The 25,586-nt window shown below is 53.0% G+C and carries 28 protein-coding genes and 1 tRNA gene; 16 read left to right on the plus strand and 13 right to left on the minus strand.

Annotated elements, in window-relative coordinates:
• A partial coding sequence (locus VLA04_02660; protein HSI20582.1) for a superoxide dismutase occupies positions 1-279 on the minus strand: 279 nt, incomplete at its 3' end.
• Positions 280-462: 183 nt separating this feature from the next.
• On the opposite strand from VLA04_02660, the gene VLA04_02665 reads away from it, so the two are divergent.
• The 3 genes from VLA04_02665 to VLA04_02675 all read left to right on the plus strand — a co-directional run bounded on the left by VLA04_02665 (position 463) and on the right by VLA04_02675 (position 2,519).
• Positions 463-813, plus strand: a complete 351-nt coding sequence (locus tag VLA04_02665) for a hypothetical protein (GenBank protein HSI20583.1) — start codon at positions 463-465, stop codon at positions 811-813.
• Positions 814-852: 39 nt separating this feature from the next.
• Complete coding sequence (gene trxA, locus VLA04_02670) at positions 853-1,215, plus strand: thioredoxin (GenBank protein HSI20584.1); 363 nt, start codon at positions 853-855, stop codon at positions 1,213-1,215.
• Between the two features lie 65 nt (positions 1,216-1,280).
• Positions 1,281-2,519: a DNA polymerase IV gene (locus tag VLA04_02675; protein HSI20585.1), complete on the plus strand. Its 1,239-nt coding sequence runs from the start codon at positions 1,281-1,283 to the stop codon at positions 2,517-2,519.
• Positions 2,520-2,565: 46 nt separating this feature from the next.
• Here the strand turns inward: VLA04_02675 and VLA04_02680 are convergent, their stop codons facing one another.
• Positions 2,566-3,663, minus strand: a complete 1,098-nt coding sequence (locus VLA04_02680) for a hypothetical protein (protein ID HSI20586.1) — start codon at positions 3,661-3,663, stop codon at positions 2,566-2,568.
• Positions 3,664-3,806: 143 nt separating this feature from the next.
• On the opposite strand from VLA04_02680, the gene VLA04_02685 reads away from it, so the two are divergent.
• Complete coding sequence (locus VLA04_02685) at positions 3,807-4,457, plus strand: LAGLIDADG family homing endonuclease (protein HSI20587.1); 651 nt, start codon at positions 3,807-3,809, stop codon at positions 4,455-4,457.
• A tRNA-Ser gene (locus tag VLA04_02690) sits at positions 4,444-4,533 on the plus strand. The genes VLA04_02685 and VLA04_02690 overlap by 14 nt, the downstream gene beginning before the upstream one ends.
• Before the next feature lie 110 nt (positions 4,534-4,643).
• Here VLA04_02690 and VLA04_02695 read toward each other — a convergent pair.
• The 4 genes from VLA04_02695 to VLA04_02710 form a co-directional block, all read right to left on the minus strand.
• Entirely contained in the window at positions 4,644-5,444 is an 801-nt protein-coding gene (locus VLA04_02695; GenBank protein ID HSI20588.1) for a hypothetical protein, read from the minus strand.
• 171 nt (positions 5,445-5,615) lie between these two features.
• A complete protein-coding gene (locus VLA04_02700; GenBank protein HSI20589.1) occupies positions 5,616-7,265 on the minus strand; it encodes an ATP-binding protein in 1,650 nt (549 codons plus the stop codon).
• Positions 7,262-8,236: a hypothetical protein gene (locus VLA04_02705; GenBank protein HSI20590.1), complete on the minus strand. Its 975-nt coding sequence runs from the start codon at positions 8,234-8,236 to the stop codon at positions 7,262-7,264. Before VLA04_02705 ends, VLA04_02700 begins: the two co-directional genes overlap by 4 nt.
• A gap of 161 nt (positions 8,237-8,397) precedes the next feature.
• Positions 8,398-8,682: a hypothetical protein gene (locus tag VLA04_02710; protein HSI20591.1), complete on the minus strand. Its 285-nt coding sequence runs from the start codon at positions 8,680-8,682 to the stop codon at positions 8,398-8,400.
• A 379-nt stretch (positions 8,683-9,061) separates the two neighbouring features.
• Here VLA04_02710 and VLA04_02715 point away from each other — a divergent pair, with 379 nt between their 5' ends.
• The 4 genes from VLA04_02715 to VLA04_02730 all read left to right on the plus strand — a co-directional run bounded on the left by VLA04_02715 (position 9,062) and on the right by VLA04_02730 (position 13,662).
• Positions 9,062-9,544 (plus strand): hypothetical protein, encoded by a 483-nt coding sequence (locus VLA04_02715; protein ID HSI20592.1) that lies wholly within the window; start codon positions 9,062-9,064, stop codon positions 9,542-9,544.
• A gap of 95 nt (positions 9,545-9,639) precedes the next feature.
• Entirely contained in the window at positions 9,640-10,761 is a 1,122-nt protein-coding gene (locus tag VLA04_02720; GenBank protein HSI20593.1) for a rhodanese-like domain-containing protein, read from the plus strand.
• A complete protein-coding gene (locus VLA04_02725; GenBank protein ID HSI20594.1) occupies positions 10,745-12,670 on the plus strand; it encodes a PEP/pyruvate-binding domain-containing protein in 1,926 nt (641 codons plus the stop codon). The genes VLA04_02720 and VLA04_02725 overlap by 17 nt, the downstream gene beginning before the upstream one ends.
• A gap of 65 nt (positions 12,671-12,735) precedes the next feature.
• Positions 12,736-13,662, plus strand: a complete 927-nt coding sequence (locus tag VLA04_02730) for a manganese-dependent inorganic pyrophosphatase (protein ID HSI20595.1) — start codon at positions 12,736-12,738, stop codon at positions 13,660-13,662.
• On the opposite strand, the gene VLA04_02735 is transcribed toward VLA04_02730, so the two are convergent.
• The gene (locus VLA04_02735) at positions 13,659-15,506 is read right to left on the minus strand and encodes a hypothetical protein (protein ID HSI20596.1); all 1,848 of its coding nucleotides are present in this window, start codon (positions 15,504-15,506) and stop codon (positions 13,659-13,661) included. The two genes, VLA04_02730 and VLA04_02735, sit on opposite strands and share 4 nt — an antisense overlap.
• A 52-nt stretch (positions 15,507-15,558) precedes the next feature.
• On the opposite strand from VLA04_02735, the gene dnaG reads away from it, so the two are divergent.
• The 6 genes from dnaG (at position 15,559) to ruvA (ending at position 20,135) form a co-directional block, all read left to right on the plus strand.
• Positions 15,559-17,328, plus strand: coding sequence for a DNA primase (dnaG, locus tag VLA04_02740; protein ID HSI20597.1), 1,770 nt, complete (start codon positions 15,559-15,561; stop codon positions 17,326-17,328).
• Between the two features lie 37 nt (positions 17,329-17,365).
• Complete coding sequence (rpoD, locus tag VLA04_02745; protein HSI20598.1) at positions 17,366-18,556, plus strand: RNA polymerase sigma factor RpoD; 1,191 nt, start codon at positions 17,366-17,368, stop codon at positions 18,554-18,556.
• 99 nt (positions 18,557-18,655) lie between these two features.
• Complete coding sequence (locus VLA04_02750) at positions 18,656-18,898, plus strand: hypothetical protein (protein HSI20599.1); 243 nt, start codon at positions 18,656-18,658, stop codon at positions 18,896-18,898.
• Positions 18,899-18,908: 10 nt separating this feature from the next.
• Positions 18,909-19,124, plus strand: a complete 216-nt coding sequence (locus VLA04_02755) for a hypothetical protein (GenBank protein HSI20600.1) — start codon at positions 18,909-18,911, stop codon at positions 19,122-19,124.
• Position 19,125: 1 nt separating this feature from the next.
• The gene (locus tag VLA04_02760; protein HSI20601.1) at positions 19,126-19,599 is read left to right on the plus strand and encodes a hypothetical protein; all 474 of its coding nucleotides are present in this window, start codon (positions 19,126-19,128) and stop codon (positions 19,597-19,599) included.
• Positions 19,593-20,135, plus strand: a complete 543-nt coding sequence (gene ruvA / locus VLA04_02765) for a Holliday junction branch migration protein RuvA (protein HSI20602.1) — start codon at positions 19,593-19,595, stop codon at positions 20,133-20,135. The genes VLA04_02760 and ruvA overlap by 7 nt, the downstream gene beginning before the upstream one ends.
• Before the next feature lie 167 nt (positions 20,136-20,302).
• Here ruvA and VLA04_02770 read toward each other — a convergent pair whose 3' ends face one another.
• Genes VLA04_02770 through VLA04_02790 form a run of 5 tightly spaced genes read right to left on the minus strand, consistent with a single transcriptional unit; the run spans position 20,303 to position 23,497 of the window.
• On the minus strand, positions 20,303-21,541 hold the full coding sequence (locus VLA04_02770) for a hypothetical protein (GenBank protein ID HSI20603.1): 1,239 nt from the start codon (positions 21,539-21,541) through the stop codon (positions 20,303-20,305).
• Positions 21,538-22,107, minus strand: a complete 570-nt coding sequence (locus VLA04_02775) for a prepilin-type N-terminal cleavage/methylation domain-containing protein (GenBank protein HSI20604.1) — start codon at positions 22,105-22,107, stop codon at positions 21,538-21,540. The genes VLA04_02770 and VLA04_02775 overlap by 4 nt, the downstream gene beginning before the upstream one ends.
• A complete protein-coding gene (locus tag VLA04_02780; GenBank protein ID HSI20605.1) occupies positions 22,091-22,501 on the minus strand; it encodes a prepilin-type N-terminal cleavage/methylation domain-containing protein in 411 nt (136 codons plus the stop codon). The genes VLA04_02775 and VLA04_02780 overlap by 17 nt, the downstream gene beginning before the upstream one ends.
• A 1-nt stretch (position 22,502) precedes the next feature.
• Positions 22,503-22,967: a type II secretion system protein gene (locus VLA04_02785; GenBank protein HSI20606.1), complete on the minus strand. Its 465-nt coding sequence runs from the start codon at positions 22,965-22,967 to the stop codon at positions 22,503-22,505.
• Entirely contained in the window at positions 22,967-23,497 is a 531-nt protein-coding gene (locus VLA04_02790; protein HSI20607.1) for a type II secretion system protein, read from the minus strand. The genes VLA04_02785 and VLA04_02790 overlap by 1 nt, the downstream gene beginning before the upstream one ends.
• A 78-nt stretch (positions 23,498-23,575) precedes the next feature.
• Between VLA04_02790 and VLA04_02795 the strand changes: the two genes are divergently transcribed.
• The gene (locus VLA04_02795; protein ID HSI20608.1) at positions 23,576-24,526 is read left to right on the plus strand and encodes an FAD-dependent oxidoreductase; all 951 of its coding nucleotides are present in this window, start codon (positions 23,576-23,578) and stop codon (positions 24,524-24,526) included.
• A gap of 57 nt (positions 24,527-24,583) precedes the next feature.
• Here VLA04_02795 and VLA04_02800 read toward each other — a convergent pair.
• Positions 24,584-25,586: L,D-transpeptidase (locus tag VLA04_02800; protein ID HSI20609.1), on the minus strand; the 1,003-nt coding region annotated here is incomplete at its 5' end.

The raw sequence follows: 25,586 nt of genomic DNA on the forward strand, positions 1-25,586 counted from the left end.
TTTAACCTGGGTTCCTTCTGGATTTCCGTCTCCCCCCAGAATGGAGAAGAAGCACTCGTGAAGCACCATGCCGTTTGCAGCAAAGGTCTCCCCTTCTTTGAGGCCGCGCCATACAGAATAAATCTGGTTGGCAGTTGAAAGGTCTGTTTCGCGGAACTTGCCTTCAATCTCATTCCGCTTGTTCACGTAGCCAGTGTAAAGCTTGCCGTGGTGAATGTCGTTGGTTTTGGCAGAGATGCCATTGAGCTCCCCTGGGTTTGGGGCGGTTACTTCATGCATAGGAGATCTTGTTACGGGTAGCTTCCTTAGGTTAGCACAGTGTGGTGGCACTCGAAAGCAAAAATGAATAATGGCTTTTAGAGCCTATTTTCAGTATGCTAACCTGGATAACTGATTGACAGAGTAGCGTATCTGTCATATACTGTTCTAATCGCAAAAAATCAAAAACGATAAAACAACCCAATGAATTCCCTCACCCCAACGTTTGGACAACTGAAAAAGGCCTTCCTGGACTCTGGCTATGAGATCCGTCTTATTCCTGCCCATGACCTTGAGCGCCTTGCCCTTGATGCCCCTTTTGAAGTGAAGCGTCACCTGAATACCAACATCATGGGACTCATCATGCCTGATGAAAACACTATCGGCATTGCCAAGAACCTTCCTGTTGATGAACGTGCCACCACCCTCCTCCATGAGATCATCCACCTCTTTGATGAGGAAATGGGCGAAGAGGAAGTGGAAAACCTTACGCTTGAACTTGAAGGGTCTATTTCCCCTGAACAATTTGGCTTCTTGCAGTTCCTAGTCAGCTAACGGTATAGTGCCTTTGTCATTAGCGTAGTCCTCTGTCTTATGGAAGAAACAACTGAATCTGTATCTCAGGCCGTCCACCTTACCGATGCCAATTTTGCCGCAGAGGTACTCAACTTCAAAGGACTTGTACTGGTAGATTTTTGGGCCGAGTGGTGTGGCCCTTGCCATGTCATGGCACCCCGCGTTGAAGAACTTGCCGCCAAGTATGCCGGAAACAAAGCGGTGAAAATTGCCAAAATGGATGTAGACTCCAACGAAGAAACATCCATGGAGCAGCGCGTCCTTTCCCTCCCTACCTTTAAGCTCTTTAAAGATGGTGAAGTAATTGACGAGCTTATTGGCTCTGCCCCTGCGGAAGCTTTGGAACAAATCCTTACTAGGAACCTTCCGGCGGCCGCCTAATGCGCTATCGTATTGTACGTTCGGTTTTTGTTTGGTAATAAAGAGAGGATTAACATCCTCTTTTTATGTACCACGGCCTAAGGGATTCACAGAACGCGCGCGTCCTCTATCTGGACATGAACTCCTTCTTTGCGAGCGTGGAGCAGCAGCGTAATCCAAACCTGCGCAACAAGCCCCTAGCGGTGGTTTCCCATATAGGCCCAGCGGGTACTATTTTGGCTGCTTCATATGAGGCCAAGGCCTTTGGGCTCAAGACAGGCATGCGCATGAAAGAGGCCCTCCCCCTCTGCCCCCAAGTACTTCAGGTAGAAGTCTCCTCGCGCCCCTACCGGGAAGTGCACCGAAAGTTCATGGCCATTTTGCAAGAACTCTGTGGGCCAGAGGTGCGGGCCTGCAGTGTAGACGAAGCCGTCATTCCCCTCTCTCGCAACTGGTACGGGAGTGAAAAGGCACATCAACTAGCCCACGCCATTAAGGCCCGTTTCCGTGAGGAGCTGGGCGAGTGCATTAAGTGCTCCATTGGCATTGCCCCCAATACCTTCTTAGGAAAGCTGGGTACGGACCTGAAAAAGCCCGACGGGTTGGTAGAGATAACTTTGGAAAACACTCCGGAAATACTTTCCAAAATCACCCTCACGGATTTATGCGGTATTGCGGAGCGCAATGCCATTCGGCTCGGTAAGCACGGCATTACCACGCCCCTGGAGTTCTACAGCGCCGATCCAGAATTCCTTCGCCGCACCTTTGGCATTTGGGGCCAGTACTGGTGGTGGAAACTGCACGGGCTGGAACCAGACGTGGGCACCGGCCCCCTAAAGTCCATGAGCCACGAACACGCCCTCAAGAAATGGGCACATAGCCGGGCAGAAATAGAACCGGTCATGGACCGCTTGGCAGACAGGCTCATCCATCGCCTTCGTCACAACAATTTCCAATGCCGCCGCGTTGGCGTTTTCTTTCGCTGCAAAGGGTTTGGCGGCCGCTGGTTTGATGCAGACCTAACCGCAGGAAACCAAACCTATGAAACCCTCCTTTCCACCATTCACCGGCTAGTCAAAGAGCTGCCCGAAGTCCCGCCGGGACCCATAAAGAAAGTAGGCATCTACTTTGGTAAACTCTCCCCTACGGGCAACGGCTTCCAACTAGGCCTCTTTGACGATGGCAAAAGCGAACGGGTAAGCAGCGCCATAGAATTTGTGCGCGCCCGCTACGGCTTTAATGCCATCCAGCGCGGGACCGTGGTGGCCCTCCCAGAGAACATCGCCAAGGAAAAGCTTGGGTTTGGGCGGGTAAAGGACCTGTAGGAATAAAAAAAGGCCCTCCCCGGTTGGGGAGGGCACAGACAAGGAGTTAAACGAGACTAGGCTCGCGCTCGTGCGTAGGGGCAGCTTCCAGTATGGAAGCTCCCTCTGCAGGAGCCGCCGGAGGGCGACCCTCGGGTCGAGGGTTCAGGAGTCGGTTGACCAGGCTGAGGACCTTGGTGGGTCGAAGCTCAGAAGGGTCGACGTAGCAGTGGTTCTTGGTGCCGTTGGACACCTGGCCGGTTCTCGGATAGAGATGCCAGAGGTTTGCACCTGGCTCATCCGGAGCTCCACCTGCGCGCAGGAGAGGCTCGACCGATGCGATGTGCTCGGCTGACGCTCCCCGCAGCTCCATCTCCGCACAGCGCAGCGTGTAGGCGATTTCCGCCATATGCGCTTTGCTGGAGGGGTTGAGCGGCAGGACCTGGTACCGGCCCGTAAAGCGCTTGGCCTTAGGGTTGTGCTCGATGATGAGGATGTCGCTTCCCTTCGCCTCTTTAAGGGCTTGGGAGATTTGCGCCTCATGGATGACCGAAACCAGCCGGATCTTAACGCGGTTACCCGCATCTTGAATGAGCTTGGGACTGGGCAAGCCAGTATTGAGGCCGCGACACTCGAGCGTGTCTTTGACCATCCCGATCATTGTCACCACGTCGTTTAGGTGATCACTTGGATCGGGGCGTAGCTGGTAAGCGCAGTTCGCCATGCGTCCAAGGTCGTAAGGCAAAGCCTCACTGTTCCCGGCGCTCCGCTCGTTTGCGAGCCGCAGCATGTCCTTGACGGGCCAGAAGAAGTTGACTTCCAGCTTCTCTGCGGTGATTGCCGCCGATGAAGGCGCATTCTCCCCGCAGTCGCTTGAATCGAGAGGTCCTCCACCGCAACCCACGGTGACCAAATAGGTGTTGTTGGGGGTGCGACGCCAGATCTGCCCCTCGACGAGAGGTGCGCTGTGGCGGGCGGGATGGTACATCTCGATCCGGACTTGTTTGTCGGATCGGAGGAAGGGCAGCGCCCTCTTTTCAGGGCCATACTGCAGGATCATTGCTGCTGACAAGATATCGGCGATGGGCGTCCTTGGGAGGACGGCAATGACGAGTACAGGGGACAACGGTGAAGTCGGCCTGCGATTTCCTTCTCTATTTCTCATAGTCTCGTTTTGTGAAAGTCCACCGCACGATGCGGCGACACTTAGGGTCCTTAGTCCTAAGGCGCAATTTATACCATATTTTGACTGATTTGTCAACCTGTAGGGCTTGCGCCCGACATATGTGAGCATGGTATGCATGGAATATGCTCTATCCCAACAAAAGCCACCGCAAAACTACGCTTACTCCTCAACTCAATGAGGACTTGGCAGAGCTCTTAGGGATAATCGCCGGTGATGGTGCGATACATTCGCCCTGGCAACTCACAATTAGCCTAAATGCCGTACGTGACCTCGCCTATTGCGTATATATCCAGAACCTTATCGCACGGCTTTTTGGAATTGAAAGCAAGGTTTTTAAAAGGAAACATGAGAACTGCATAGTAATCGTTACTTCTAGCTCAAATGTTGTGGAATACCTTATCAGGGCAGGTGCAGTACGGGGTGACAAGGTTAGGAATACACTTCAACTCCCTGCCTGGATATTCTTCGAGGCGGCTTATGAGCGCGCTTATGCCCGTGGCCTTCTTGATACAGACGGATGCCTCTTTGTTCACCGACACTCTATAAAAGGTAGGCAGTATCGAAATATTGGGCTCTGTTTTAGCAACTATTCACACCCACTCATCCACGGGTTTGCTGAAATACTGCACAGATGTGGAATTCCTGCTAAAATAAGCCGCAGTGGAAAACTGGTTTATGTCTATAAGCGCCAAGGAGTAGAGGACTACCTCAGCCTAATCGGCTCACATAACCCAAGAATTACCTCAGTATTCCAGAACTGGAGAGATGCCTGAGCGGTTTAAAGGGCACGCTTGGAAAGCGTGTGTACTGGAAACGGTACCCAGGGTTCGAATCCCTGTCTCTCCGCCAAAAAGAAATGGCTCACCGTTAGGTGGGCCTTTTCTTTTACGAATCTCAACTGAAATAAAAAAGGACCTCGTCTTTCAACGAGGCCCTGGGAATAGCACAAACCACTACCCCTACCCCAAGAGCTCTCCCAACTCTTCGGGGTCGTTCTTGATCACCAACCGCAACGCCGTAGCCAGCTCTGGGTGCGTTTCTCCCAGATCCTTGACCGTCTTCTTGGCGAGGAGGAGGGAGAGGACTTGCTGCTCCTCTTCAATCTTCCCCTGGACTGCCGCAATTGCTTCGTCCAGAGATTCGGCGCCTGGCACCACATCCTCCACCCTCCTGCGGGGAGCAGCGAGGCGGTAGCCCTTCTTTTCGAAGTATTGGCCAACGCGCTCCAGCTTGCCGATCCTTCCCAGCCTGCCAACCCCTTGGCTGAGTTGCTGCTTGCTCAGGGAAGCGGTGTCAATGCCGATTTCGTTCACGTAAGCCTCAAAGATGCTCAGGCTCTTCTCGGGAGAGATGACCCCCTCTTCGTCTGCCTGTTCGGCAAACCGGGCAAGGAGCACCTTAAGCTTCTCTTCGTTGGTGAACAGGTCCCCATATACACGGGGTTTGGGCTTCCGGCCACTGGTCAGGTCTGAACCAGGTATCCGATAACCATACCGGTACGCAAGCCCGGGACCGCCTTCCGTCTCCAACATCCCCTTCTTGACGATGTTGAGGCTGATAAGCCGGCCGACAGTTGAATTGTCCGCCCCTCGGATGGATAGCCCATGCTTCACACAGAGGTGACGGAAGGAAGCGATAGCCTCCTTGTACTTGATGTTCCCCTTCCGCACCTTTTTGGTAACTGCAGAGAGAAACTCGTCCGCAGCACCCGGGATCTCGAAGAGGTCGCGGTATGTCTTTGTTAATTTGCCTTTCCTCACTGATTTGTTTCCTTTTGTGTGTTCCGTCGGCCCGTTTAAGGCTGAGGTAACTTCGAGGGGAACCATACCCTAAAAACTGTTTCCTGTAAAGGTTTTAACAAGCCTTTTATATAAAAAAGATGCGCCTCCCATAAAGAGAGACGCACCAAGATAAGGCAGAGGCCGGTTGGCCTACTTTTTGCGACCAAAAGGCGGTCGCGGGGCTTGCCGTGCGGCAAGCTGGAGCAAGCCGAGCTTAACCAGTGCTTCACGCATCAGGCTATAGCCCTCCGCATCTTCCGATACGTACCGCAGCGGCAACGCGATGCTGATGATCGTCTGAAGGTATTCCCTCTTACGGTCAGGTTCGCCTTTGCGCGCAGTGTAGTCCGGGTGACGCTTGTTCAGGATGAGCAACGAGTACTCAGGCTCCCACTTGAAGTGGGCGCCGCTGCCTCGCAGGACATCCAAGCAGAGGCGGATTGAGGGGTGGTTGCGGGAGAATTCTCGAGCTTGGCTCGCGTCATCCACCACGTCGATGCTGAAGCCACCACCTTCACCCGCTTCCTTCTTGGGAGGCACAGGGCGTTGATCCCTGATCTCCGGCCGGCTGACCATCCTCCTTTCGGTAGGTGTAACGTTGCCGTCAACGGTTTCCGCCTTTTCAGGAATTGGCCGGTTCCGCTGGGGCACCGCACCACCCATCGTGATGGAGCTGATCATGTCGGTGAAGAACTCGTGGGTGATACCCTTCAGTTCTTGAGCGATTTGAGAGAGCAGGCTCTTGTCGAGCCGGCTTTCCGCATCTTCCTGCAGTTCGCGCGTAAACTGGTCAAGACAATCCTTGTGATAGGCGTCCAACCAGACTGCGAACTCCAGCAGTGCGTCGTTTTCGGTGAGATGCTGCCGGTCTGGGTCCATTTCTAGCCCAGCGCAGCTGATTTCCCCGTCGAACCACCCACTTGAGATGTCCGCCAAGGCCTCCTTCCGGAAACCCATCTCCGTGAACTGCGCCTTAAGCGCCGTGTTGAAGGGTAACCGGTTCAGGCCGCCACCTGGCTTGAGGTAGACGGACCCGCCCTTATCCTCTCGGAAAAAGAGCTGGCCGCTGATCAAACCACAATCAGGCAGGGTTTCCCGAATCAACTTCAGCGCCTTCCCCTTGAAGGTTGGGGCGCTATCGATGATGCGGGTCTGAGGCCGGCCGGTCTGCGGTATCAGGACAATGGTGACTTTCGCCCCGTTGGCCTGAATGCGCTCGCCGTATCGGCTCGCAACTTCCTCCGCGAGGTCGCCAAGCGAAACGATCAGCCTGGCGTTCCTCATGGCGGGGTTGCTGACGGTAACCTGGGTATTCCACGAGGGAATATTCTTTACCAGGTCTGGTCGGGGCCTCCACGGAACAACCAGCTTTCCGTCCTTCTCGGTCATCTGTGCAATGTCGTGGGTGGTGTAACCCTCCCAACCCACCTTACTCTTCATATCTTTCGAAGTGGAGGTAAGCGTGTATTCCACAAACTTTCCGTAGAAGCTGATGAGACCAAGCCCGTACCTGCCGTAGTTCTCGTCAGGGGCTTGGGACTTCTCGGACCTGCCGATCTTCTTGATCTTGATCTCGAACTGCTCGCGAGACATGCCCATGCCGTTGTCTTCAACGGTGTAGGTGCGCTCCTTGAGGTTCACCACGACGCGGATTTCCTTTGCTTTGGAATCAACGGCGTTTTGAATTGCCTCGAGCAGCGCTAGGATTGGGCGCGGGTAGATGCGGGAGATGATCCCCAGCATTGTCCCAGACTCAAACCCTGCCTCAGAAAACCCACCTTCCATGCTATCTTCGTTCAACGCAATTCCTCCTTCAACCAGCGGGCAATTACTTTTGCCTCCGCTGCGTTGACGACACCGAGGATGTTCTCCAGTTTGAAGAGCACTTCTCGTCTGTCGCTGGACCGTAGCCCTTCAAGTGCGCGGGCAACGCTAGAAACGTCCCCTGCGTGCATAACGAGCCGAAGGTCGGCCAGCAGCACTTCTGCCAAGGCGATGATCCGGTTTGCCGGGTTCATCTGGGCAAGAAGGCTGACTAACGAACCATCATGAGGCTCTAGCGGTTGCGAAACCTCCACCTTAACAGCTCCTTTCTCAGGCTTCGGGCGGGATTCGCCCTCCACCAAAGTGGGGATTTTGTTGAGCTGAAGGAGAAACGCTTGCAGGTCCTCGTTCATGAAGCGCCCTGGGGTAACCAAGTACTTCCCAATCGAGGTTCGCCCGGCAATATGAGAAGGGATAAGCTTCTCAAGGTCGGCGGCGTCCTTAGTGGGGTTTTCCACACCATAGACGACCATGTGTTGAACAGCTTCGGGAAGGGCAGTAAACCACTCCCAGCCGATTATCTGGCGCTTGGAAAGCGCCCACAACGCCCGGAAGCGGGAGAAGCTGACCATGGTTTCACCCTTGGCCCAGCTGTACACCCTGTCTGCCACGGCGAGGCCGAGGTCAGAAACGATGTCTGCAGCCGTCACTTGCTTGCGGGCAAGTGCCACGCAGAGTGCAAGTTCCAGGTTGCTGGAGTCGGGGTTGGGCAGGCGCGGGATGCGCCCGTTCTTTTCGAGGAAGCCAAGGACATAAAAAAAGGTTTCCCCCAATAGTCTTGCCTCCCCTGCCTTGATCCAGCGCTCCATTGTCAGTTCTGTCCGACTGAGGTACTCCGCGGCTTCTGAAAACCTGACTGGATTACCTTGAATGTCCATGAGCTCTTGGAGGAGCTTTTCCATTAGGTCGTTGGCAGAATAGCCAGCATAGGAGGGATTCTTTTTCATATTTCTTTCACCAAACTTCGGGTCGAATTGTCAGGTAGCAAATTGAGCAGAATCCTACCAGAAAAGTTTGAAATAATCAAGCACCAAAGCCGTTTTTGCGAATATGACACAAAGCTTCTGCCAAAAGTAAAAGGCCGGCTCGTAAAGCCGGCCAGGAATGTTCAGTGCCGCAGCGGGTTTTCTCCCCAAGGATGCCTGGGAAGCCAGTTAAGGAAAAACGGGAACATCCTCGAGTGCTGGATGATCCAATCCGCAGTCCAAATCTGGAAATGGATAGGAAGGGTTGCCCCAATTTCGTAGTCAAAGTACCGGCGTACCTCTTCCAGCGGAAGGGGCACCTCTAGTACGCAGGGCGGGAATTCGCACTCCTCCTCCCAAGGGTGTTGGTATACCTCCCCCGGCGGGAGGCGGCTGTACCCTTTTTTAGTCCCAGGTTTCAGGTACATATTGCGACGTCCTGACCAGCTAGGGAATGGGTAAAGCACGATGCACTCCGCCACCACCTTCCTTAGGGTCAGCTCTTCTTCTATTTCGTCAAATACAGTTTTGATCGCTTTCCTCCGTTTTTAATTTTCAAAAAAACGAGCCTTTCGGCTCGCTATACTATGCGAGGCAGCAACCCCCTGAATTAGAGTGGTGTTTGCGCATTAGGATATAGTGTAGGGCGTTTTTGTAATTGCAGCAAGCCACTCCTAGCATTCAAAAATTCTTTTTGCTATAACCAACCCACTACGACACAGGTGCACTCAGGCATCCCTCATAGTCATGCCGGGTTGGCATGCCAAAGAATGCCACTTTCCCGCAAAGGCGGGAGGAGTCAGTTGAATGGAACAGCAAAGATACCCCGTTCTCAAAGCGGCGGAAGACAGGCACAGAGCATTCGAGTACATCTATCCGGGAAGTGTGCTCCACTACATTTACATCCCAGACAATCGAGGAGTATCCTGCGCATACGATTTTTCGTACGGCCACATGGAGCCAAGAATAGTCTTTGACCGCCTCATTACCCAGCTGGATAAGTTGTACAAGAAGAATGAGTGGGATTTCTCAGACCCCCACTGGATTCAATGGTTGGCTTGCCGCGGGCTTGGCGACCGTGCAGAGGAGAAGCCCACCGAACACCCTGACCTTAACCGGTTAGTGGAATGGGTGCACAAGGAGGCGGGGGCAAGCGCTGTCCTTATGATCCCCCAGCATAACGTTTGCCAGTTGGATATCCACATTCCTCGCCAACTGGAAGACCCGCCCACTTACGGCCGGGCACTCCTGAGACGAATGAAGAAGGTTCTCAAAGGCGAGATTCCCTAACAAACAGGCGCAGCCACTACGGTTGCGCCTTTTTCTATTCCCTATGTTTACTCCCCCTGAAACGATATAGTTTTACCATAGCCAAAACATCAAATATGCCTGCACTGAAAACCGCCGTCACACCCCTCCGGGTTACCTCCCTCCTCCTGGCGGCGCTTTTTCTTAACTTGGCACACAGCACCGCGGCACACGCCATTCCCCCGCCGGACATCATCTTTTCCGCCGTCAGCAACCTTGGGATTGTCTTTTCCTTTGTTACAGCCTTCCTGGTAGGTGTATATACTTCGCTGCACATGTATTTAGGGACACTCCTCCATACGGTCAAGGGAAGGGTTATCCTTAGTACTTCTTTTGTCCTCCTCTGCACAGGGATCACCTTTGGTATCCATTCCTACCAGGTTTGGCAGCAAGAGAAGGCCTATGCAGAATGGGTCGCGCAAAGCAGCCAAGTTGAAGCTATAGAAGTTGAGGAAGAAAGCCCGTCACCCTCCCCATCCCCATCCACTACACCCTCACCCGAAGACACTTCTTTCTTTGAGAGCCAACGGCAGCTTCCCCTTTCAGTATCAAACTTGGAGTTCAGCGATATCTTAGCCACCAAGACACCCTTTGTCCTTGATGCACGGGAAGATGAGGAGCACCGCTATGGAAGCTTCCCCGGCAGCACCCATATTCGTTTTGCGGATATTAAAGCGGGAGCCTGGCAGCAACTTCCCAAGGACCGGGCGGTGTATGTACTGTGCTGGTCTGGAATCCGCGGCAAGGAAGTGGCGGAATTTCTCTTTTTCCACAACATTGCGGCTCGCTACCTGGAAAAAGGTGCGGATGGCTGGGTGAGCTCTGGTGGAACCTGGAATGGTGAAATTAAATTTGAAAAAGCACATCCAGAGGAGCGCTTCCGGCTTGTCCTTACTACTGACCAGTTGGAATCTGCACTGAAAGATGAGGTAGTCATTGTGGACAGCCGTCCAAAAGCCACCTATACCAAGTGGCACATCCCCGGTAGCGTGAGCCTTCCCATTATTTACACGCCAACCAGCGAGATGTCACAGGCCTTCGCCCAAATCCCCCTTGGGAGTAAGGTCATAACCGTTTGCGACGATTTTGTAAGCTGCTTTGATGCCCGCCTGGTAGGCTTGAAAGCAGAAGAAGACCGCCAGGCGACGTTCTTGGGCCGTTACGCTAAACCCTGGGAGTACCGTGCCCAGCATCCCTAATATTTTTACCCCGGAGCAATGCCTGGATAACCCCAAGCTCGTTGGCGGCAAGGCGCTACACTTGGCAGAGATGCAGGTTAAGCAGCTGCTTCCCGTGCCTCCATTCGTTGTCTTACCCACCCTCACTGCCCAAAAAATTGTTGGTAGCGAGCTGACATACCAAGAGATAGCTCAGGAGGTAGTATCCCTCCTAGTCGCGAAGCGCTATGCCGTACGCTCCAGCGCCCTTCTTGAAGACACGGGTACTTCCGCAATGGCAGGCCAGTTTTCCACCTTGCTTGGCGTTACTGCCGCAGATCTTCCCTCCGCCATAGAACGGGTCCTCTCCCATGCTGTCACGAAAACAGGTGACCCCGCCTTGTGCGCTGTGGTGATCCAAACCTTTGTGCCCGCCACCTACAGCGGGGTACTCTTTACCCGAAACCCAGAGGGAGGCCGCGAAGCAGTGGTCGAGTATGTGGCTGGCGCAGGAGAGGACCTGGTCTCTGGTAGGAAACAGCCAGAACGTGTGTCGCACACCTGGAACCAAGCACCTCCCCAACATCCTTCATGGCTGCCAGGGCTTCTCACTATCGCCAAATCTGTTGAAGATACTTACGGCGACCCACAGGACATTGAGTGGTGCGTTTTGAAAAATAAACTGCACATTCTCCAGTCACGGCCCGTCACCACCTGTGGTAAAGAGGTATTTGAGGCACACCTGTTTTTAGACCGCGCTACACCATCCACTCCTTTCACCTACGAACAGACAGAGGTGGCAGAGGTTGCCCCAAGGCCCACCCCCTTCACCCTGTCCCTCCTCAAAAAAATCTACGCACCTCAAGGGCCCGTAGAGAAAACATACCAAGCTGTAGGAGTAACCTACGCGTCTCACGATTTTTTGAGGACTGTTGGCAACCAGCTCTACGTTGACCGGGAAGTTGAGAAGAAGTGTTTCTTCCCCAGTAGAGGCTTCACGGCCAGCCGAATTGCCGCTAAAAACCGCCGGGCATTGCAGAAGTTGAAGCCTCAAGACCCACTCCTCCTCCGAAAAGAACTGGAGGATGTAGTCACTGAAGTGCTCCAAACGAATGATCCCAGGGGTACTATCGATACATTCCTCCGGGCATACGCCTCCCTCTTCCGGATAAACCTTACGGCCCAAACAGCGCTAGGAAAACTAGAGGCCGCAGGTAAGCCAATTAAAAAGAGCCTTTCCGAGCTCTTAGAAATCCCGGGCCATATCCCCGTGCCCCCACTGCCGGAACACTTTCTCCGTGACCTCAAGGGAAACTCTTTGGAAGTAACAGATGAAAGCCCCTTTCAAGTTTTACCCAGAAGGAACCAAGTTGCGCCAGGTTGGTTCTCAGCCTTGCCCACCTGGAAACAGGCCTACGTCCAGCCCTATGCAGATACGGCCCAGGCATATTTGGAGCTGCGGGAGCTTGTTAGGCAGTGCACCATTTGCCTAGTTAACCACCTGCGGAAAACCCTTTATCCCCTTGACCCATTCGTTACGGTAGAAGAACACCTTTCCGGGCAGCGGGTGAATTCAGGGACAAACAAGAAGGCGTGGGAAGCAGGAAATAAGTTTACCTTCCCCTCGCTCATCAGCAGCTACCACAACGAGAAAAGGGAAAGTCTGGGTATCTCACCGGGTACCGTTAGTGATTTAGCCGTACAGAGGGAGGGCCTACCAACCACCGGGAAGGCAATTCTTGTGACAGCCTTACTTACCCCGGATATTGTAGACCTCTTCCCCCATATCTCAGGGATCATTGCTGAAACTGGAGGCCTCCTCTCCCACCTGGCCATAATGGCGCGTGAGGCTGGTATCCCCGTAGTGAGCAACGTACGGAACAGCACAAGGTTCATCGGTAAAAAGGTCACCGTAAACGGAAGTGATGGCACCGTTATTATTCACGAGTAAGCCGTAGCCTTTCCCAGGGTATTTTTGCTATCCTACACCTGCACAACACTCTTAAATACATTCCAATGGCCATTACCGTTCTCGGTCACATTAACCCTGATACCGATACCACCTGCTCCGCTATCGCCTATGCCTGGTACCTTTCAGAAACAGGAAACGAGGCCGCAGCCGTATCTACTGGCTCCCTCAACAAGGAGACGGAACTTGTTCTCAGCCGCTTCAAACAAGAAACTCCCCCGCTTCTTCAGGGACTGACTGAAAACCACACTATTGCCATTGTCGATACCAACAACCCAGAGGAGCTGCTCCCAGGCTGGGACAAGGCAACCATCATAAGTATTGTCGACCACCACAAGTTGGTGGGTGGCATTTCCACTCCTGGGCCAGTATCCGTCATTATGCAGCCTGTTGCGTGCACAGCCACACTCATCCTGGGCCTCATGGATCAGAGCAACCTTACGCCTTCCAAAGAAGTGGCAGGCATTATGCTGGCATCCATCATTTCTGACACGCTCAACTTCACCAGCCCTACTTCCACCGACACCGACAAGCGCGCCGCGGAACGGCTCGCAGAGATTGCCGGGGAAAATATGGACGAACTGGCAACCGACATGTTTGCTGCCAAGTCAGACCTTACCGGCATGAGCGTACACGACATTCTTTCCGTGGACAGTAAGGTTTTCACCATTGGGAACGAAAAGATCCGCATTTCCGTACTAGAATCTACCCGCCCTGAGAACGCCCTCATCCTGCGCAGTGAACTTGAAGCAGCCATGGCCGACTTGAAAGAGCAGGACGGGCTGACCGCTGCATGGTTCTTCGTAGTGGATATCCTTGAGTCGAAGGCTACACTCATTGCGCCAAGCAGCCATGAAAAGGAGCTGGCAGTGAAGACCTTTGGCCTCCCCTTTGATGGAGACCTTCTCGTACTGCCAGGCGTCGTATCACGCAAAAAACAGATCGTTCCTAACCTGGAATCCGCCCTTAGCTAGTTGGAGCGGTCAACACTGAAGACTGCCCAATCGTGACCGGAGTATACGGAGCGGTAGGTTTCGCGCAGCTTCTCAAAATCTGCCAGTCCCTCAACCACATCACGCCGATGCACCGCGATATGGGTAACCCCAAACTCCCGGGCAAGGCTTCCGTCGTCTAAACCGCTGACAATTTTTTTCTGTGCGTCTATGGCGGGGATGTAGGTTAGCCCATACGACCAGAGCCATCCGCTGTACCCGGCAACCACCCTTCGCCCAACCAACGCAGCGATGGTGTTGTTGTGCCGTTCAACGGTGGCCACCACGGCGTTAGCCGGAAGGATGTCCTGCAAGTCATCGGCGGCCAACAGGTCTTCTTTGGAGAAGAGCTCGTAGTGGGTAGTGGGGATGAAATCGCGCACAATCGCGTGGAGTCCCACCAACGTGGACAGCCCAATAAAGATAGGGACAAACAACCTCACTTTTGTACGGGAAATGCCGTCCAACAACCAAGCTGCAGGGATGAGGAGTACCCACAAGCTGTAAAGCATGAACTTAAGATTGTCGAAGAGGCTGGGATGAAACTGATACAGGTTGCCCACGACAAAGAAGAAAATGGCACCCAAGTACGCTACTCCCAAGAATGGTTCGCGGAGCTTGTCACGCACCAGGTAACCGCCAAATGCCATGAGTGGGATGAGGATGCCAAGCTGCCGGGTCCAAAAAGTAACGACAGATTCGCCATCTCGCACCATCCAACCAATCTGAATGGCTCCCGCCGACACTGAGGGGGCATGCAACTGCCACCAGAGCTGCGGAAGGGCAATAACGCCCATAAGAACAAGGCTTGCCCCCACCCAGAAGCGGGATTCTTTCTCGGTAACAAGTGTCCAACACGCCACACCTCCAAACCACAACATGCCTACTACTGCCGTGTGGGCATGCACAAAGGGTAAGAGGCCAAGTAACATGCCAGGAATTACTAGCGCCCTCCACTCCTTCTGACGGTGCAACTCCACCGCAATGAAGATAAGACCCATGAGGAGAGCGAAGCCAAAGAGAAATGTTCTTTGGGGAAAGAAGTGGGAAGTGACCGGGTTGGCCAAAGCCAGCCCCTGTAAGGGGGTATTACTGTAGTCCATAGCCCAAATGGCTTTTCCAGTGAAAAAGTCAGTCACCAATGGCACTATCCCCGCTGCGCTTCCTAACCCCAAGAAGAGGACCAGATGCATCCCTGCCCCACGCGCACTGCCCAGTAAGCGGCGTACCAACTCAAACGACAGGGTAAGCCCCGCGGCACACAGTAAGGCGCTGGGAATTCCGATTGCCACTACCCAGCTGGCACCCATCCGGACCAAAAGGCCAGCATGCCAATCTACTAGGAAGGGGTAGCTTAGGGAGGTATTAGCGAGAAGCGGAAGCTCCAGTACCGGGCGGGTCGTATGGGCAAAGTAAGAAGCCAACGTCATATGAAGGGGCAGGTCTCCCCAGGTATACCCTGGTGCGGAGAGTCCTCCCGCCGTATTCCTATACCCCGCATGCAGGGCAAAGAGGATAAATGTCCCCACGCAAGCCAAAAGAAGGGCAGCGGCACGCGCCATGAGCAGGTCAAAGTCTTTTCGACGCACCCACAACGCACGTGCGGCAAGGCCAACTGGCCAAATAAGAAAGATATTCGTAAGGCTCAATCCTATCTCCGTATTTCCTAAGGCATACGCCAACGCAAAGCTGACCCACATGGTGAGCAAGAAGCCAACAATTACAGCAAGGGAAGCGGTTAACCACCACTTCCGCTTAAAGGGCAGCAATGTGACTACCCACCAGCCCAACGCTAGGGAACCTGCTAAAAACCACCATGCGATCATACAACCATTGTAGCTTGGAAGCGCCTCAGAAAAAATCTGCTATCGTGAGGCTATGGACAGCACAAGGAATATCCCTGATGAGGTTAAGGACCGCCTTACTATTGAACAAGTAGTAGGTTCTTACGTCCCCCTTAAGAAAGCCGGGCGCATCTATAAAGCGCTCTGCCCTTTTCATGGCGAAAAGACTCCTTCTTTTACCGTAAGCCCTGACCGGGGCGTCTTTAAGTGTTTTGGCTGCGGCAAAGGTGGCGATATTTTCGACTTCGTCAGTGAAATAGAGGGCCTCACCTTCCCGGAAACACTCAAGCTCCTTGCAGACAAGGCTGGCGTAGCCATGCCGGAATGGAAACCAGAGCGGAGCAATGGACAAAGTGGCCCAGGCAAGGCACGCCTCTTTGAAATAAACGAGTTTGTAGCCAACCTTTGGCACAAGGTACTCATAAGCCACGAGAAAGGCCAACCCGCCCGGGAATACCTGGCAGGACGCGGCATTTCAGAAGAAAGCGTCCGTAACTTCCGCGTTGGGTATGCCCCTTATGGAAGCGGCACAGGCTCCGCCCTTACCCAGCGTCAGTTTTCCCGCCTTGACCTACAAGCCGCTGGGGACCCAGCCAAGTTCCAAGACCGCATCATCTTTCCCATTGCAGACTTGACCGGCAAGGTAGTTGGCTTTACGGGCCGCCTTCTTGAGTTGCCCGATGACCCAAAAGACGGTGCCAGCCGCGGGCCAAAGTACTGGAACACGCCCGAAACTGCGGTTTTCATAAAAAGTAGGACAGTTTACGCACTCCACCTTGCTAAACATGCCATTCAAAAAGAAGGCATCGCCATTCTGGCAGAGGGACAAATGGATGTCGTAGCACTCCACCAAGCTGGGTATACCCAGGCGGTAGCATCTTCCGGCACTGCCCTCACCCAGGAGCAGCTCAAGCTTATTGGCCGTTTTGCACCAGTAGTAGCCTTTGCCTACGACAATGACAAAGCAGGCCGTGAGGCCACCAAGCGCGGCATTGAGTTGGCATTGGAAAACGACCTTACGCCGTATGTCATTAGTATGCCTTCCGGGAATGACCCGGCAGACGTCCTACAGAAAGACCCGGCTATCTGGCAAGAAGCCTACAATGGGCGCGCACCCTTTATGGAATGGCTCATCAACCAAGAAGTAGGCCAGGTTACAGACCTTACCGCAGAAAAGAAAAAGGAAGTAGCCATCACCATGGTGAAGTGGCTGGGGCGCCTGCAAAGCATTAGCGAGCAAGACAGCTGGATTCCCTTTATCGCAGCACGGCTCCAAACCGATGAGAAAAACATCCGGCTCCTCTTTAAGTCGCTCTTCCCTAACCGTCCCGCTGCAGAGCAACGCCAGGAACGGGTTGAGCAGCCTCATTCCGATGTCATTAACTTGGCAGAACGTGCGCTTGCCCTCCTCATTGCCTTCCCCGCTGCTTACCCGCCGCTAAAGGTACAACTCATTCAAAGCCTCAAGCTGGTACCCCAAACAGGATTGGTAGAGAAAATCTTCCCCGTCATTGAAAGCCACAAAGAAGACACCCCTTTTGATGAGCTTATCGATACCTTATACAAAGGCGATGACCGCAAGGAACTGGACCTGAGAATTGAAGACTTGCTCAAGCCCTACAACGACATTGAACTGACCCCTTCTTGGGCTGTAACCGAGCTTTCGCTCATCCTCCAACGCATCCGCAGCGACTCACGCGCCCAAATCAAGCAGCATATTGCGGAAGAAATAAGCCGCGCACAGGCCTTGGGAGACAGTAATAAGGTACGGGAGCTCTTCCAGGAACTGCAAAACCTGATATAGTGGGACTTACACGTGTTAGCCGGCTAATTTTTTGCGCATGACAAAACGCCCCCCTAAGGCGTATGTAGAGGAGCGCCTTGATTTTGTTCCTGAGTTCCAAAGCCTAATCCGCAAGGGTAAGGTACATGGTTTTATTACGGCGAAGGAGATTGTACAAGCCTTCCCGGAGTTTGAGAATGACATCCCACAGATGGATGCGTTCTTCTACTACTGCCATGAACGAGGAATCGAAATCCAGGAGTCTCCTTCACGCTTGCTTGCTATCCCAACCGATGCACAACTTGCTCCTGTCCCTGAAAAGGGCAAGAAGAAGAGTGCTCGCGCGGCAGTAAAGCACCACTCACTCATCGACGAGGGACCATCCCGCTCCGAAATGGAAGCGGCCGATGAAGATGTCCCAAACCTGTCCGACGACTCCGTTCGCATGTACCTACGCGAAATTGGACGCATTCCCCTTCTTAATACGGAAGATGAGATTAAACTGGCAAAGCGCATTGCCCACGGCGACCAGCTAGCTAAAAAGAAGCTTACCGAGGCAAACCTTCGCTTGGTAGTTTCCATTGCTAAGAAGTATATCGGCCGTGGCCTCTCCCTTTTGGACCTTATCCAAGAAGGAAACCTAGGCCTTAGCCGTGCGGTAGAAAAGTTTGACTACACCAAGGGCTTTAAGTTTTCCACGTATGCCACTTGGTGGGTTCGTCAGGCCATTACCCGCGCTATTGCAGACCAAGCCCGCACCATCCGTATCCCGGTCCACATGATTGAGACCATCAATAAGCTGATCCGCGTCCAGCGCCAGCTTGTCCAGGAATACGGCCGCGAACCATCCCCTGCTGAAATTGCCAAGGAAATGGGCATTGAAGAGGACAAGGTCAACCACATCATCAAGATTTCCCAAGAAACCGTTTCCCTTGAAGCCCCTGTGGGTGAAGAGGAAGATTCCAAGCTTGCGGACTTCCTTGAAGATAAGGACAGCCTCTCCCCTGAAGAAGCTGCTATTTACGAGCTCATGAAGGGCCACGTTGAGGAATTCCTCTCCACCCTTCCACCTCGTGAACAGAAAATTCTCCGCATGCGTTTTGGTCTGGAAAACGGCCGTTCGCACACTCTTGAAGAAGTTGGTCAGGAATTTGGCGTCACGCGTGAGCGTATCCGCCAGATTGAGGCCAAGGCCCTCAAGAAATTGGAAAAGCACGAATTGGCACACAAACTGCGCGACTACCTATAGAGCAAGTTGGACAATTCCCTCAGTCGCATGCTCCTCGGGAATGTCCAACTTGCCAGTAAAAATCCGCCTATATGGCGGATTTTTGTGTAGTATAGGTGCATGAAGAAATTCCTAGAAAAAGCGGGCGAAATAGTGGGGATACTCTTCGGCCTCATTGGCAGCATCCTTCTCTTTGATGCCTGGCTATCACACAAGCAGCTTGAACCAACAGGTTATGAGAGCCCTCTGCGCCTTCTCAACCTTAGACTACTGAACGAATACCCAACCCTCATGGTTGTTTTTGCAATCGTGGGTTTTGGTTTTGTGGCCTGGTCAATTTGGAAGCTGTTCAAACGAAAATAACTACCCAAGTATGAACAAGTTACCTTTGCCAGAAGTAATTGCCGGAATTATCGCCATTATCTCTGCGGTTCTTGCAGCAGGCTTTATCCTCCTTCTCAGTATTGCCGGCAGCAGTGGCACCATTTTTGCACTCGGCAGCCTCCTGACAGGCGGCATCTTCCTGGTCAGCGGCTTCCTGAAGGTTGTGTACGTGGCTATCCGGAACTACGGTAAGATCCCTTCCTAATATGCTTTCCATACATAAAATCAGCCGCCAACTTAGCATCCTCCTCATTCTCATAGGATGTGTCCTCCTGTTCCTTTCCTGGAAAGAATTCACCATGAAGGAATTGGTTCGTAAGGAATACCATTGCGCGGCAGTGACGTGTCCTGTAGGTAATGCACTGACCCTCGTGCAGCATGGCGCAACCACTCTCTTCTACCTCTACCTTATCCCCGGCCTACTCTTCCTCGTCGCTGGCATAATCAGCTGGCTTAAAGCACCAAAGAATATTCCCATGGCTTGGCCCACTCCCTACACGGGAGCTGTTCTCATTGGCCTCCTTGGCGCCTTTTACTTTACGATGCACGGCATTAGCGACATGCCAGATAGCGTGTACAGCAATACTACAGACTACAAAGTAGAACTCGGCATTGCCGGTATATTCACCCTACTCATGCTCTGGGGGGCAATAACAGACTACCGGAGACGTCCATGCTAGGGTCCCTTTCTGGCATTGTCACCGCCCGCCTGGACAACCGCATCCTCCTCGAAGTAAACGGGGTGGGATACTGGGTACACACTGGTACCTGGCAGCCAGACGGCGAAGTACAGGCCTACCTCTACCACCAAGTGCGGGAAGATGCCCAAGTCCTGTACGGTTTTGCGGACATCCCTACCCTTGCGCTTTTTGAGCGGCTTCTCACCGTCAACGGCGTTGGGCCAAAAGCCGCGCTTGCGATCCTTTCCCTGGGCAGCATTGACCGGGTTGAGCAGGCCATCCGCATGGGTGATGCCGGCTTCCTCTCACTAGCCCCGGGTATTGGCGCCAAGGCTGCGCAAAAAATCATCCTTGAACTACGCGGCAAGCTACCCGAAACCACTGAGCAGACATCGGGACATAACGATATTATGGCTGCCCTTGAATCACTGGGTTACAAAGCGGCAGACATCAACCCTATTCTCAAACAGCTCCCTACGGATATCAAAGACCTTAACGAGCAGATACGCTGGGTTCTTAAGAATATCTCAAGATAGTAACCAAAAACGGCCCTCGGGCCGTTTTTCATATTCTTCCTCTGGCGCGCTACTTTCTTAAGACTCGGTAGAACTATTACTCTCTAAAAAAGTATTAGCATACACCGAAGGTGTATTCAGGCATCTCTTCCTCTGGCGCGCTACTTTTTTAGAGAGTAATAGCTCTATCAATATTCTTCTTCCCAGTGGAGAACACGGACCGCGGATGGGTTAGTAATACCCCCGAGAACTGAGATGATTCGTGTCTCATTATAGGCCAGGTTAAGGCTAAGGCCGGTGTTAATATTCACCGATCCTCCAGCAACCACAGCGCCATCAATGGTAACAGTCTGGTTATTGGTAAAACTCACACTACCTGAAGCGTACATCACGCCGTTCACCGTCCAAGTCCCACTACCGTTGTTCACGTTACTCTTCACGATGATGCCCGCCCGTCCCGTTCCTGGGTCGTTTACCACAAACTGAAAGTTGCTGGCCGCATTGTTAGAAGATAAGTTCCCGTTTACCACAAACAGCCCGTTAGTGGTGATGGTCTTGTCCCTGGCCCAGTTCGTGAACGATAAGCTGCCGTCAATGTAAACTACGGGATTGGGAAAACTAAAGTCATCATCTGCGCCAATCAAACTTTCAAACTGGGCAGGAGTGCAGCGGAGCTGGGTTTCTGCAGCATAGAGCGCGGCGGTGCACTTATTAGTGGCCAGTGAGGTGTACTGCGTAAAGTCATAGCCCGGCACACTCAAGCCCTCTGAGGGTGCGGGGGGATAGTTAGAGGCATAGATACCCGCAGATGTCACCGTGGCACCACTGGCAGAATATGACCCCTCAGCATTAATAGTTCTCCCTGCCGCATTCACGGTAGCTTGGTGAATGGATATATTTCCTAGCATGTACAAGTCACCATTGGTTACTAGCACATCTGACCCACCATTCGTAATTGCCAAACTACCTCCACCAAAGAAAACATTGTCACCAATTGGGGATCCCGGTGGCGTTGAGCCTCGAAACACAGAGGTTTCAATTTTCCGCTGGGCGGTAAACGTCCCGTTGTCCGCAGTACCGGTAACGGTAATCGTGGCGTACCCCGCTCCCTCTGCAGAGGTAACCATGGTCACAGTGAAACCCTGCCCTGTAGCGGGGGTATCTGCTGCGGCATAGGTAACGTTCAAGGTCCCAGCCGCCAATGCATTTGTATATGCCGTATCATTGTTGAGGCGCCATACCGCATCAGTAACACCGGCCTCCGCCACATAGTAGGCCACCGTCCCCTCAACATGGGAACGGGAAATTTTTGATTCTAAAATGGAAATGGTAACAAGGGCAGCGGCGCCGAACATGCAGACGCCTAATAGAATGAGGATGGTAGCAAGTGCATACCCCTTCTGAGGTTTACGAAAGATGGGCTTCATAGGTTCCTCCCCAAGACAGTGGTACGTAATTGAAATTGCTGACCTTCGCTATCCAGCATCGTGACAAGAATCTGCACTTCATTGCTTCCGTAATAGGAAATGCTCTGCACATTATCAGCAATGTCGTTGGTAGAAATGACATTGGAGATAGGAGACACACCACCCGTTCCCTGTTCGTTCCATCTTACGCGGGTTGTGGGGTCGTACGCGAAATAGTACTGCTTTACATCCACCTTAAGAGTGCCACCACTCAAGTAGTAACGCCGGTAGGTCAGGTCATTCGCATGACCATCTTCAAACTCCAGCTCACCTGGCTGTGGTGTACTTAGGTCTGAAGGATTGGCAGGCAAAAGGGTGACCACAGCAGGGGTTTGCCGTAACTCGCGGCTAATCCTATCCAAGGCAATGCGTGCATTCTGGGAAAGCGAAACCCTTCCCTGGTCCAACGCCATGGAGCGGCGGAACAGCGAGTAGGTAGAAGCAGTTATGCCCACCAAAATTCCGGAGACCACGACGGCCACCAGAAGCTCCACCAACGTAAATGCGCGCTTAGAGGTTGTTGGCATAGCTTGAGAGTACATAGGTACGATTCACATTGTTTTCCGTCCAGTACACGGTGACCACAACCTTCTTCAACCCCACATCTATTCCCGTTGCCGCCCGGTTGCCATCAATAAGGGTCACTACGGTGCCCCGCTCAAACTGAGTGGCAAATGTCCCCGCCCCCGCGGGAAGGGCAGCCCTTGCCTCATAGGTACCAGCATCCAAATCGGCGTATGCCACAGCACGCACTTTTTCCATCTGCTCCTGCGCCAAGTACGAGGCCTGCGTCTGCATGCTGCTCTGTGTAATGAGGCGGCGGTTCACGGGGAATATTTGGATCACCGAAACAATGCCAAAGCTAAAGAGGACAATAGCCAGTATAAGCTCGATGAACGTAAAGCCTTTGCGCGGTTTCATACTAAAGCTCCCCCGAACTGGTGATCACCGTACCACTAGGGCGGATCTCGATGGTCCGGCTTTTAGAACGGACAGAATCACGAATGGTAAGGCTGCCGCTATAGTTTGGGGCACCCGAGGTAGTAAAGCGGATATCGCTGTTCCCACTGAAGCTTACCGTGTTGACCGTAATGTATGCAGGGAGGGAAATAGTGCTCTGCGTGGTTTTTGTCCCATCTGCCGGGTTGTAGAGAAAAAGTGGGACGCTTCCGCTCCCGGCGGTAAACGTTATGCCGTAAATATTCTGTTCCGACACGGTTTTTTGTTGGGCCAAGCGGATGTGTTCAGCCACTTCCTGCACCGCCGAGTTGAGTTGCAACTGCGAAAGCACCAGCTGGTAGGTTGGCGTCACAAAAGCAGCAATGAGCGTAAGGATGCCCACCGTCACCAAAAGCTCAATGAGCGTAAAAGCGCGTCGCGTAACCATTAGTAATTCTGCTCCTTTGGCTTGCAGTTCACACAGTAGGCGGGATCGGTTGGGTGTTCCGAGTGAGGGATGCAGGGACCGGAAATACAGTAAAGGATGGCACTGTACCGGGTGAAGTTTGGAAACAGGACAGAGTCGCTGCAAGTAGCAATGGCGTCATCTGTATCACATAGCCGGTAAGCAATTTGAAAGATCTGTTTCCCCGCATTAGCCCCGGGTCCCGGATGAAGGATATTGTCATAATCAAATACCCCCTCAGGCCAAATGCTGACTGGCCATGTACCAGCGGAAAGGTATTTTTCTACGCCCGGCGGAATGCCGCGCGCAGTATCAACAGGGTACTGATAGCTATTGTCCTCTGCGTACTGGGAAAGCGCAGTGGCAATCTCGCCTAGCTCCGTACTCACGCGGGCAAGTCTTGCTGTGGAGCGATGACGGAACATGTAGACCGTCAAAAGGCCAGCCAGAAGAGCAATGATTGCCACGGCGATAAGCAGTTCGGTCAGCGTGAATCCCCTCTGTTTCGGCATACTATTAGTATAGGCTCGCCCGCCTTCTTCTGCCATACTGGTCGAGTATCATTAATTCGGAAGTACCGATAGAAACACATGGAAACGCAGTACGATATCGTCATTATTGGAGGGGCCTGTGCCGGTCTAGCCGCTGCTATGTACGCCGGTCGCCGCGCCCTTAAGGTACTCATTGTCACCAAGGATATCGGTGGTCAAATTGCTACCACCCCAAGTGTCGAAAACTACCCCGCCATCGATTTCATTACCGGCCCAGACTTGGCCCGCGACATGATGAACCAGGCCATTAAGTGGGGTGCCGAGTTGGTCTACGACGAAGTGACCAAGCTGGAAAAGCGTGGTGAGAAAGACTTTGTTATTACCGGGCTGAAAAGCACCTATCATGCCAAGTCCATGCTCTTGGCCTACGGAAAGACCCCGCGTAATTTGGATGTTCCCGGTGAGCAAACATACGCTGGCCGAGGCGTTTCCTACTGCGTTACATGCGATGCCCCGCTCTTTAAGAACCGTGACGTTGCCGTAGTGGGGGGTGGAAACTCTGCCATGGAAGGCGCCCTCATTTTGGCCAAGGTGTGCAAAAAGGTATACCTAGTCCACCGGCGTGACCAGTTCCGTGGCGAGGCCGTACTTTTGGAACAGATCAACAACGAGCCAAAAATCGAACTCATCCTTTCCTCGGTAACTGAGGAAGTAGTAGGCGACGGGAAATTTGTGAATGCCATCCGCACTAAAAACATTGTCACCAACGAAGTGAAGGACACCCCGGTAGACGGCATCTTTGTGGAAATCGGCTTCATTGTGAACAGCGCCCTCATCCGTGAAGTGGTGGAACTTGACCGCATGAACCAGGTCATTACCAACAAGAAGATGGAAACATCTACCCCTGGTATTTTTGCCGCTGGCGATATTACGGACAGCCCCTACAAACAGGCTGTTATCTCTGCCGGTGAAGGTGCGGCTGCAGCACTCACCGCCTACTCGTACATTAACGACGGCGCGCCTGCCGGCGTTGACTGGTCCGGAAAGTAATCAGTCGAATATAAAAAAGACTCCGCCACTGCGGAGTCTTTTTTTAGGGGCATTCCCTTACTCAATCACTACTGGTGTCCCGGTCTCGGTCCAGGCGTATACCTCTGCGGCATCGCCCACACCCAACCGCACGCAACCATGGCTCACCGCAGTGCCAAGGTGTCCCTGGCCTTCTTTGTAGCCATTGGGCCACTCAGGAAGCTCATGCAGGCCATAGCTGCCAATAGGAAGTTCTTCACCATCATTAGAGGTACCAAGGAAGTTCTGCCAGTACGGCATGTACAACCCGTATTCGCGCGAGTAGGCGCGTGGGTGCTTGCCCGCAATTTTGAAAGTACCGCGCGGGGTTGGCGTAGACCACTTACCGGAAGAGATACGGTACACCTTCTCCATTGTCTGGCCGTTCATGCGGTAGAGCTTTTGGTCCTTAATATTCACGTACACATACTTGCCTTCAAAAAGGCCAGACTTGTACTCGCCAGCCGTAGCTTCCGCCGTAGGCTTAATAACCACTGCAACTTCCACAGAGGTTTTTGGTGTTTTTAGAAGATCTTCTGCAGCTTTGGAAACAGCGGCCAGGGATTTCTTTTGATCCAAAGTCTTCCCATTCTTTTGCAGGTACGTACCGATTCTCTCTGCGTTGAGGCCAAGGGTAATCTCGCCCTTGTCGCTTTGCACGGGAATGTACCACTGCAAAATTTCCTCACGTGATGGCGCAAGTTTTACGTCAGAAGATGTAAGGGAAACCTTAGTGTCCCCTAGTGCGGTCCACTTGGTAGCAATTGGCTCAACGGTGGTGCGGGTGATCTTGGCGTCACTCAGACGTGGCGGCAGGCGGAAGGAAAGCGCGTCGGAATCAAGTGAGGTAACCAGCGCAGCATTGAGCTGACGGTTTAACTCAGTATCGTCCACCGCAAGGCCAGGAACCTGGTCTTCAATGACTACGTTTTTTCCAGTAGCCACAACTTTTGCAGGCTCTGGCGGGGAGGCGACCGCAACCACCTTAGTGGCTACAAAGCCCTTAATCTTATCTGCATCCACCGTAGGGTTCATGGCCACG

Source organism: Verrucomicrobiia bacterium, assembly GCA_035460805.1.
Classification (GTDB): domain Bacteria; phylum Patescibacteriota; class UBA1384; order CAILIB01; family CAILIB01; genus DATHWI01.

Bases quoted from the DNA above. Each gene is read 5' to 3' on its own strand.
- VLA04_02720 (HSI20593.1), top strand. From the start codon at position 9,640: ATGCCTGCACTGAAAACCGCCGTCACACCCCTCCGGGTTACCTCCCTC.
- dnaG (HSI20597.1), top strand. From the start codon at position 15,559: ATGGACAGCACAAGGAATATCCCTGATGAGGTTAAGGACCGCCTTACT.
- VLA04_02780 (HSI20605.1), bottom strand. From the start codon at position 22,501: ATGAAACCGCGCAAAGGCTTTACGTTCATCGAGCTTATACTGGCTATT.
- VLA04_02735 (HSI20596.1), bottom strand. From the start codon at position 15,506: ATGATCGCATGGTGGTTTTTAGCAGGTTCCCTAGCGTTGGGCTGGTGG.
- rpoD (HSI20598.1), top strand. From the start codon at position 17,366: ATGACAAAACGCCCCCCTAAGGCGTATGTAGAGGAGCGCCTTGATTTT.
- VLA04_02665 (HSI20583.1), top strand. From the start codon at position 463: ATGAATTCCCTCACCCCAACGTTTGGACAACTGAAAAAGGCCTTCCTG.
- VLA04_02795 (HSI20608.1), top strand. From the start codon at position 23,576: ATGGAAACGCAGTACGATATCGTCATTATTGGAGGGGCCTGTGCCGGT.
- VLA04_02770 (HSI20603.1), bottom strand. From the start codon at position 21,541: ATGAAGCCCATCTTTCGTAAACCTCAGAAGGGGTATGCACTTGCTACC.
- VLA04_02775 (HSI20604.1), bottom strand. From the start codon at position 22,107: ATGCCAACAACCTCTAAGCGCGCATTTACGTTGGTGGAGCTTCTGGTG.
- VLA04_02785 (HSI20606.1), bottom strand. From the start codon at position 22,967: ATGGTTACGCGACGCGCTTTTACGCTCATTGAGCTTTTGGTGACGGTG.
- VLA04_02760 (HSI20601.1), top strand. From the start codon at position 19,126: ATGCTTTCCATACATAAAATCAGCCGCCAACTTAGCATCCTCCTCATT.
- VLA04_02680 (HSI20586.1), bottom strand. From the start codon at position 3,663: ATGAGAAATAGAGAAGGAAATCGCAGGCCGACTTCACCGTTGTCCCCT.
- ruvA (HSI20602.1), top strand. From the start codon at position 19,593: ATGCTAGGGTCCCTTTCTGGCATTGTCACCGCCCGCCTGGACAACCGC.
- VLA04_02710 (HSI20591.1), bottom strand. From the start codon at position 8,682: ATGTACCTGAAACCTGGGACTAAAAAAGGGTACAGCCGCCTCCCGCCG.
- VLA04_02705 (HSI20590.1), bottom strand. From the start codon at position 8,236: ATGAAAAAGAATCCCTCCTATGCTGGCTATTCTGCCAACGACCTAATG.
- VLA04_02790 (HSI20607.1), bottom strand. From the start codon at position 23,497: ATGCCGAAACAGAGGGGATTCACGCTGACCGAACTGCTTATCGCCGTG.
- VLA04_02755 (HSI20600.1), top strand. From the start codon at position 18,909: ATGAACAAGTTACCTTTGCCAGAAGTAATTGCCGGAATTATCGCCATT.
- VLA04_02675 (HSI20585.1), top strand. From the start codon at position 1,281: ATGTACCACGGCCTAAGGGATTCACAGAACGCGCGCGTCCTCTATCTG.
- VLA04_02730 (HSI20595.1), top strand. From the start codon at position 12,736: ATGGCCATTACCGTTCTCGGTCACATTAACCCTGATACCGATACCACC.
- VLA04_02750 (HSI20599.1), top strand. From the start codon at position 18,656: ATGAAGAAATTCCTAGAAAAAGCGGGCGAAATAGTGGGGATACTCTTC.
- trxA (HSI20584.1), top strand. From the start codon at position 853: ATGGAAGAAACAACTGAATCTGTATCTCAGGCCGTCCACCTTACCGAT.
- VLA04_02715 (HSI20592.1), top strand. From the start codon at position 9,062: ATGGAACAGCAAAGATACCCCGTTCTCAAAGCGGCGGAAGACAGGCAC.
- VLA04_02685 (HSI20587.1), top strand. From the start codon at position 3,807: ATGCTCTATCCCAACAAAAGCCACCGCAAAACTACGCTTACTCCTCAA.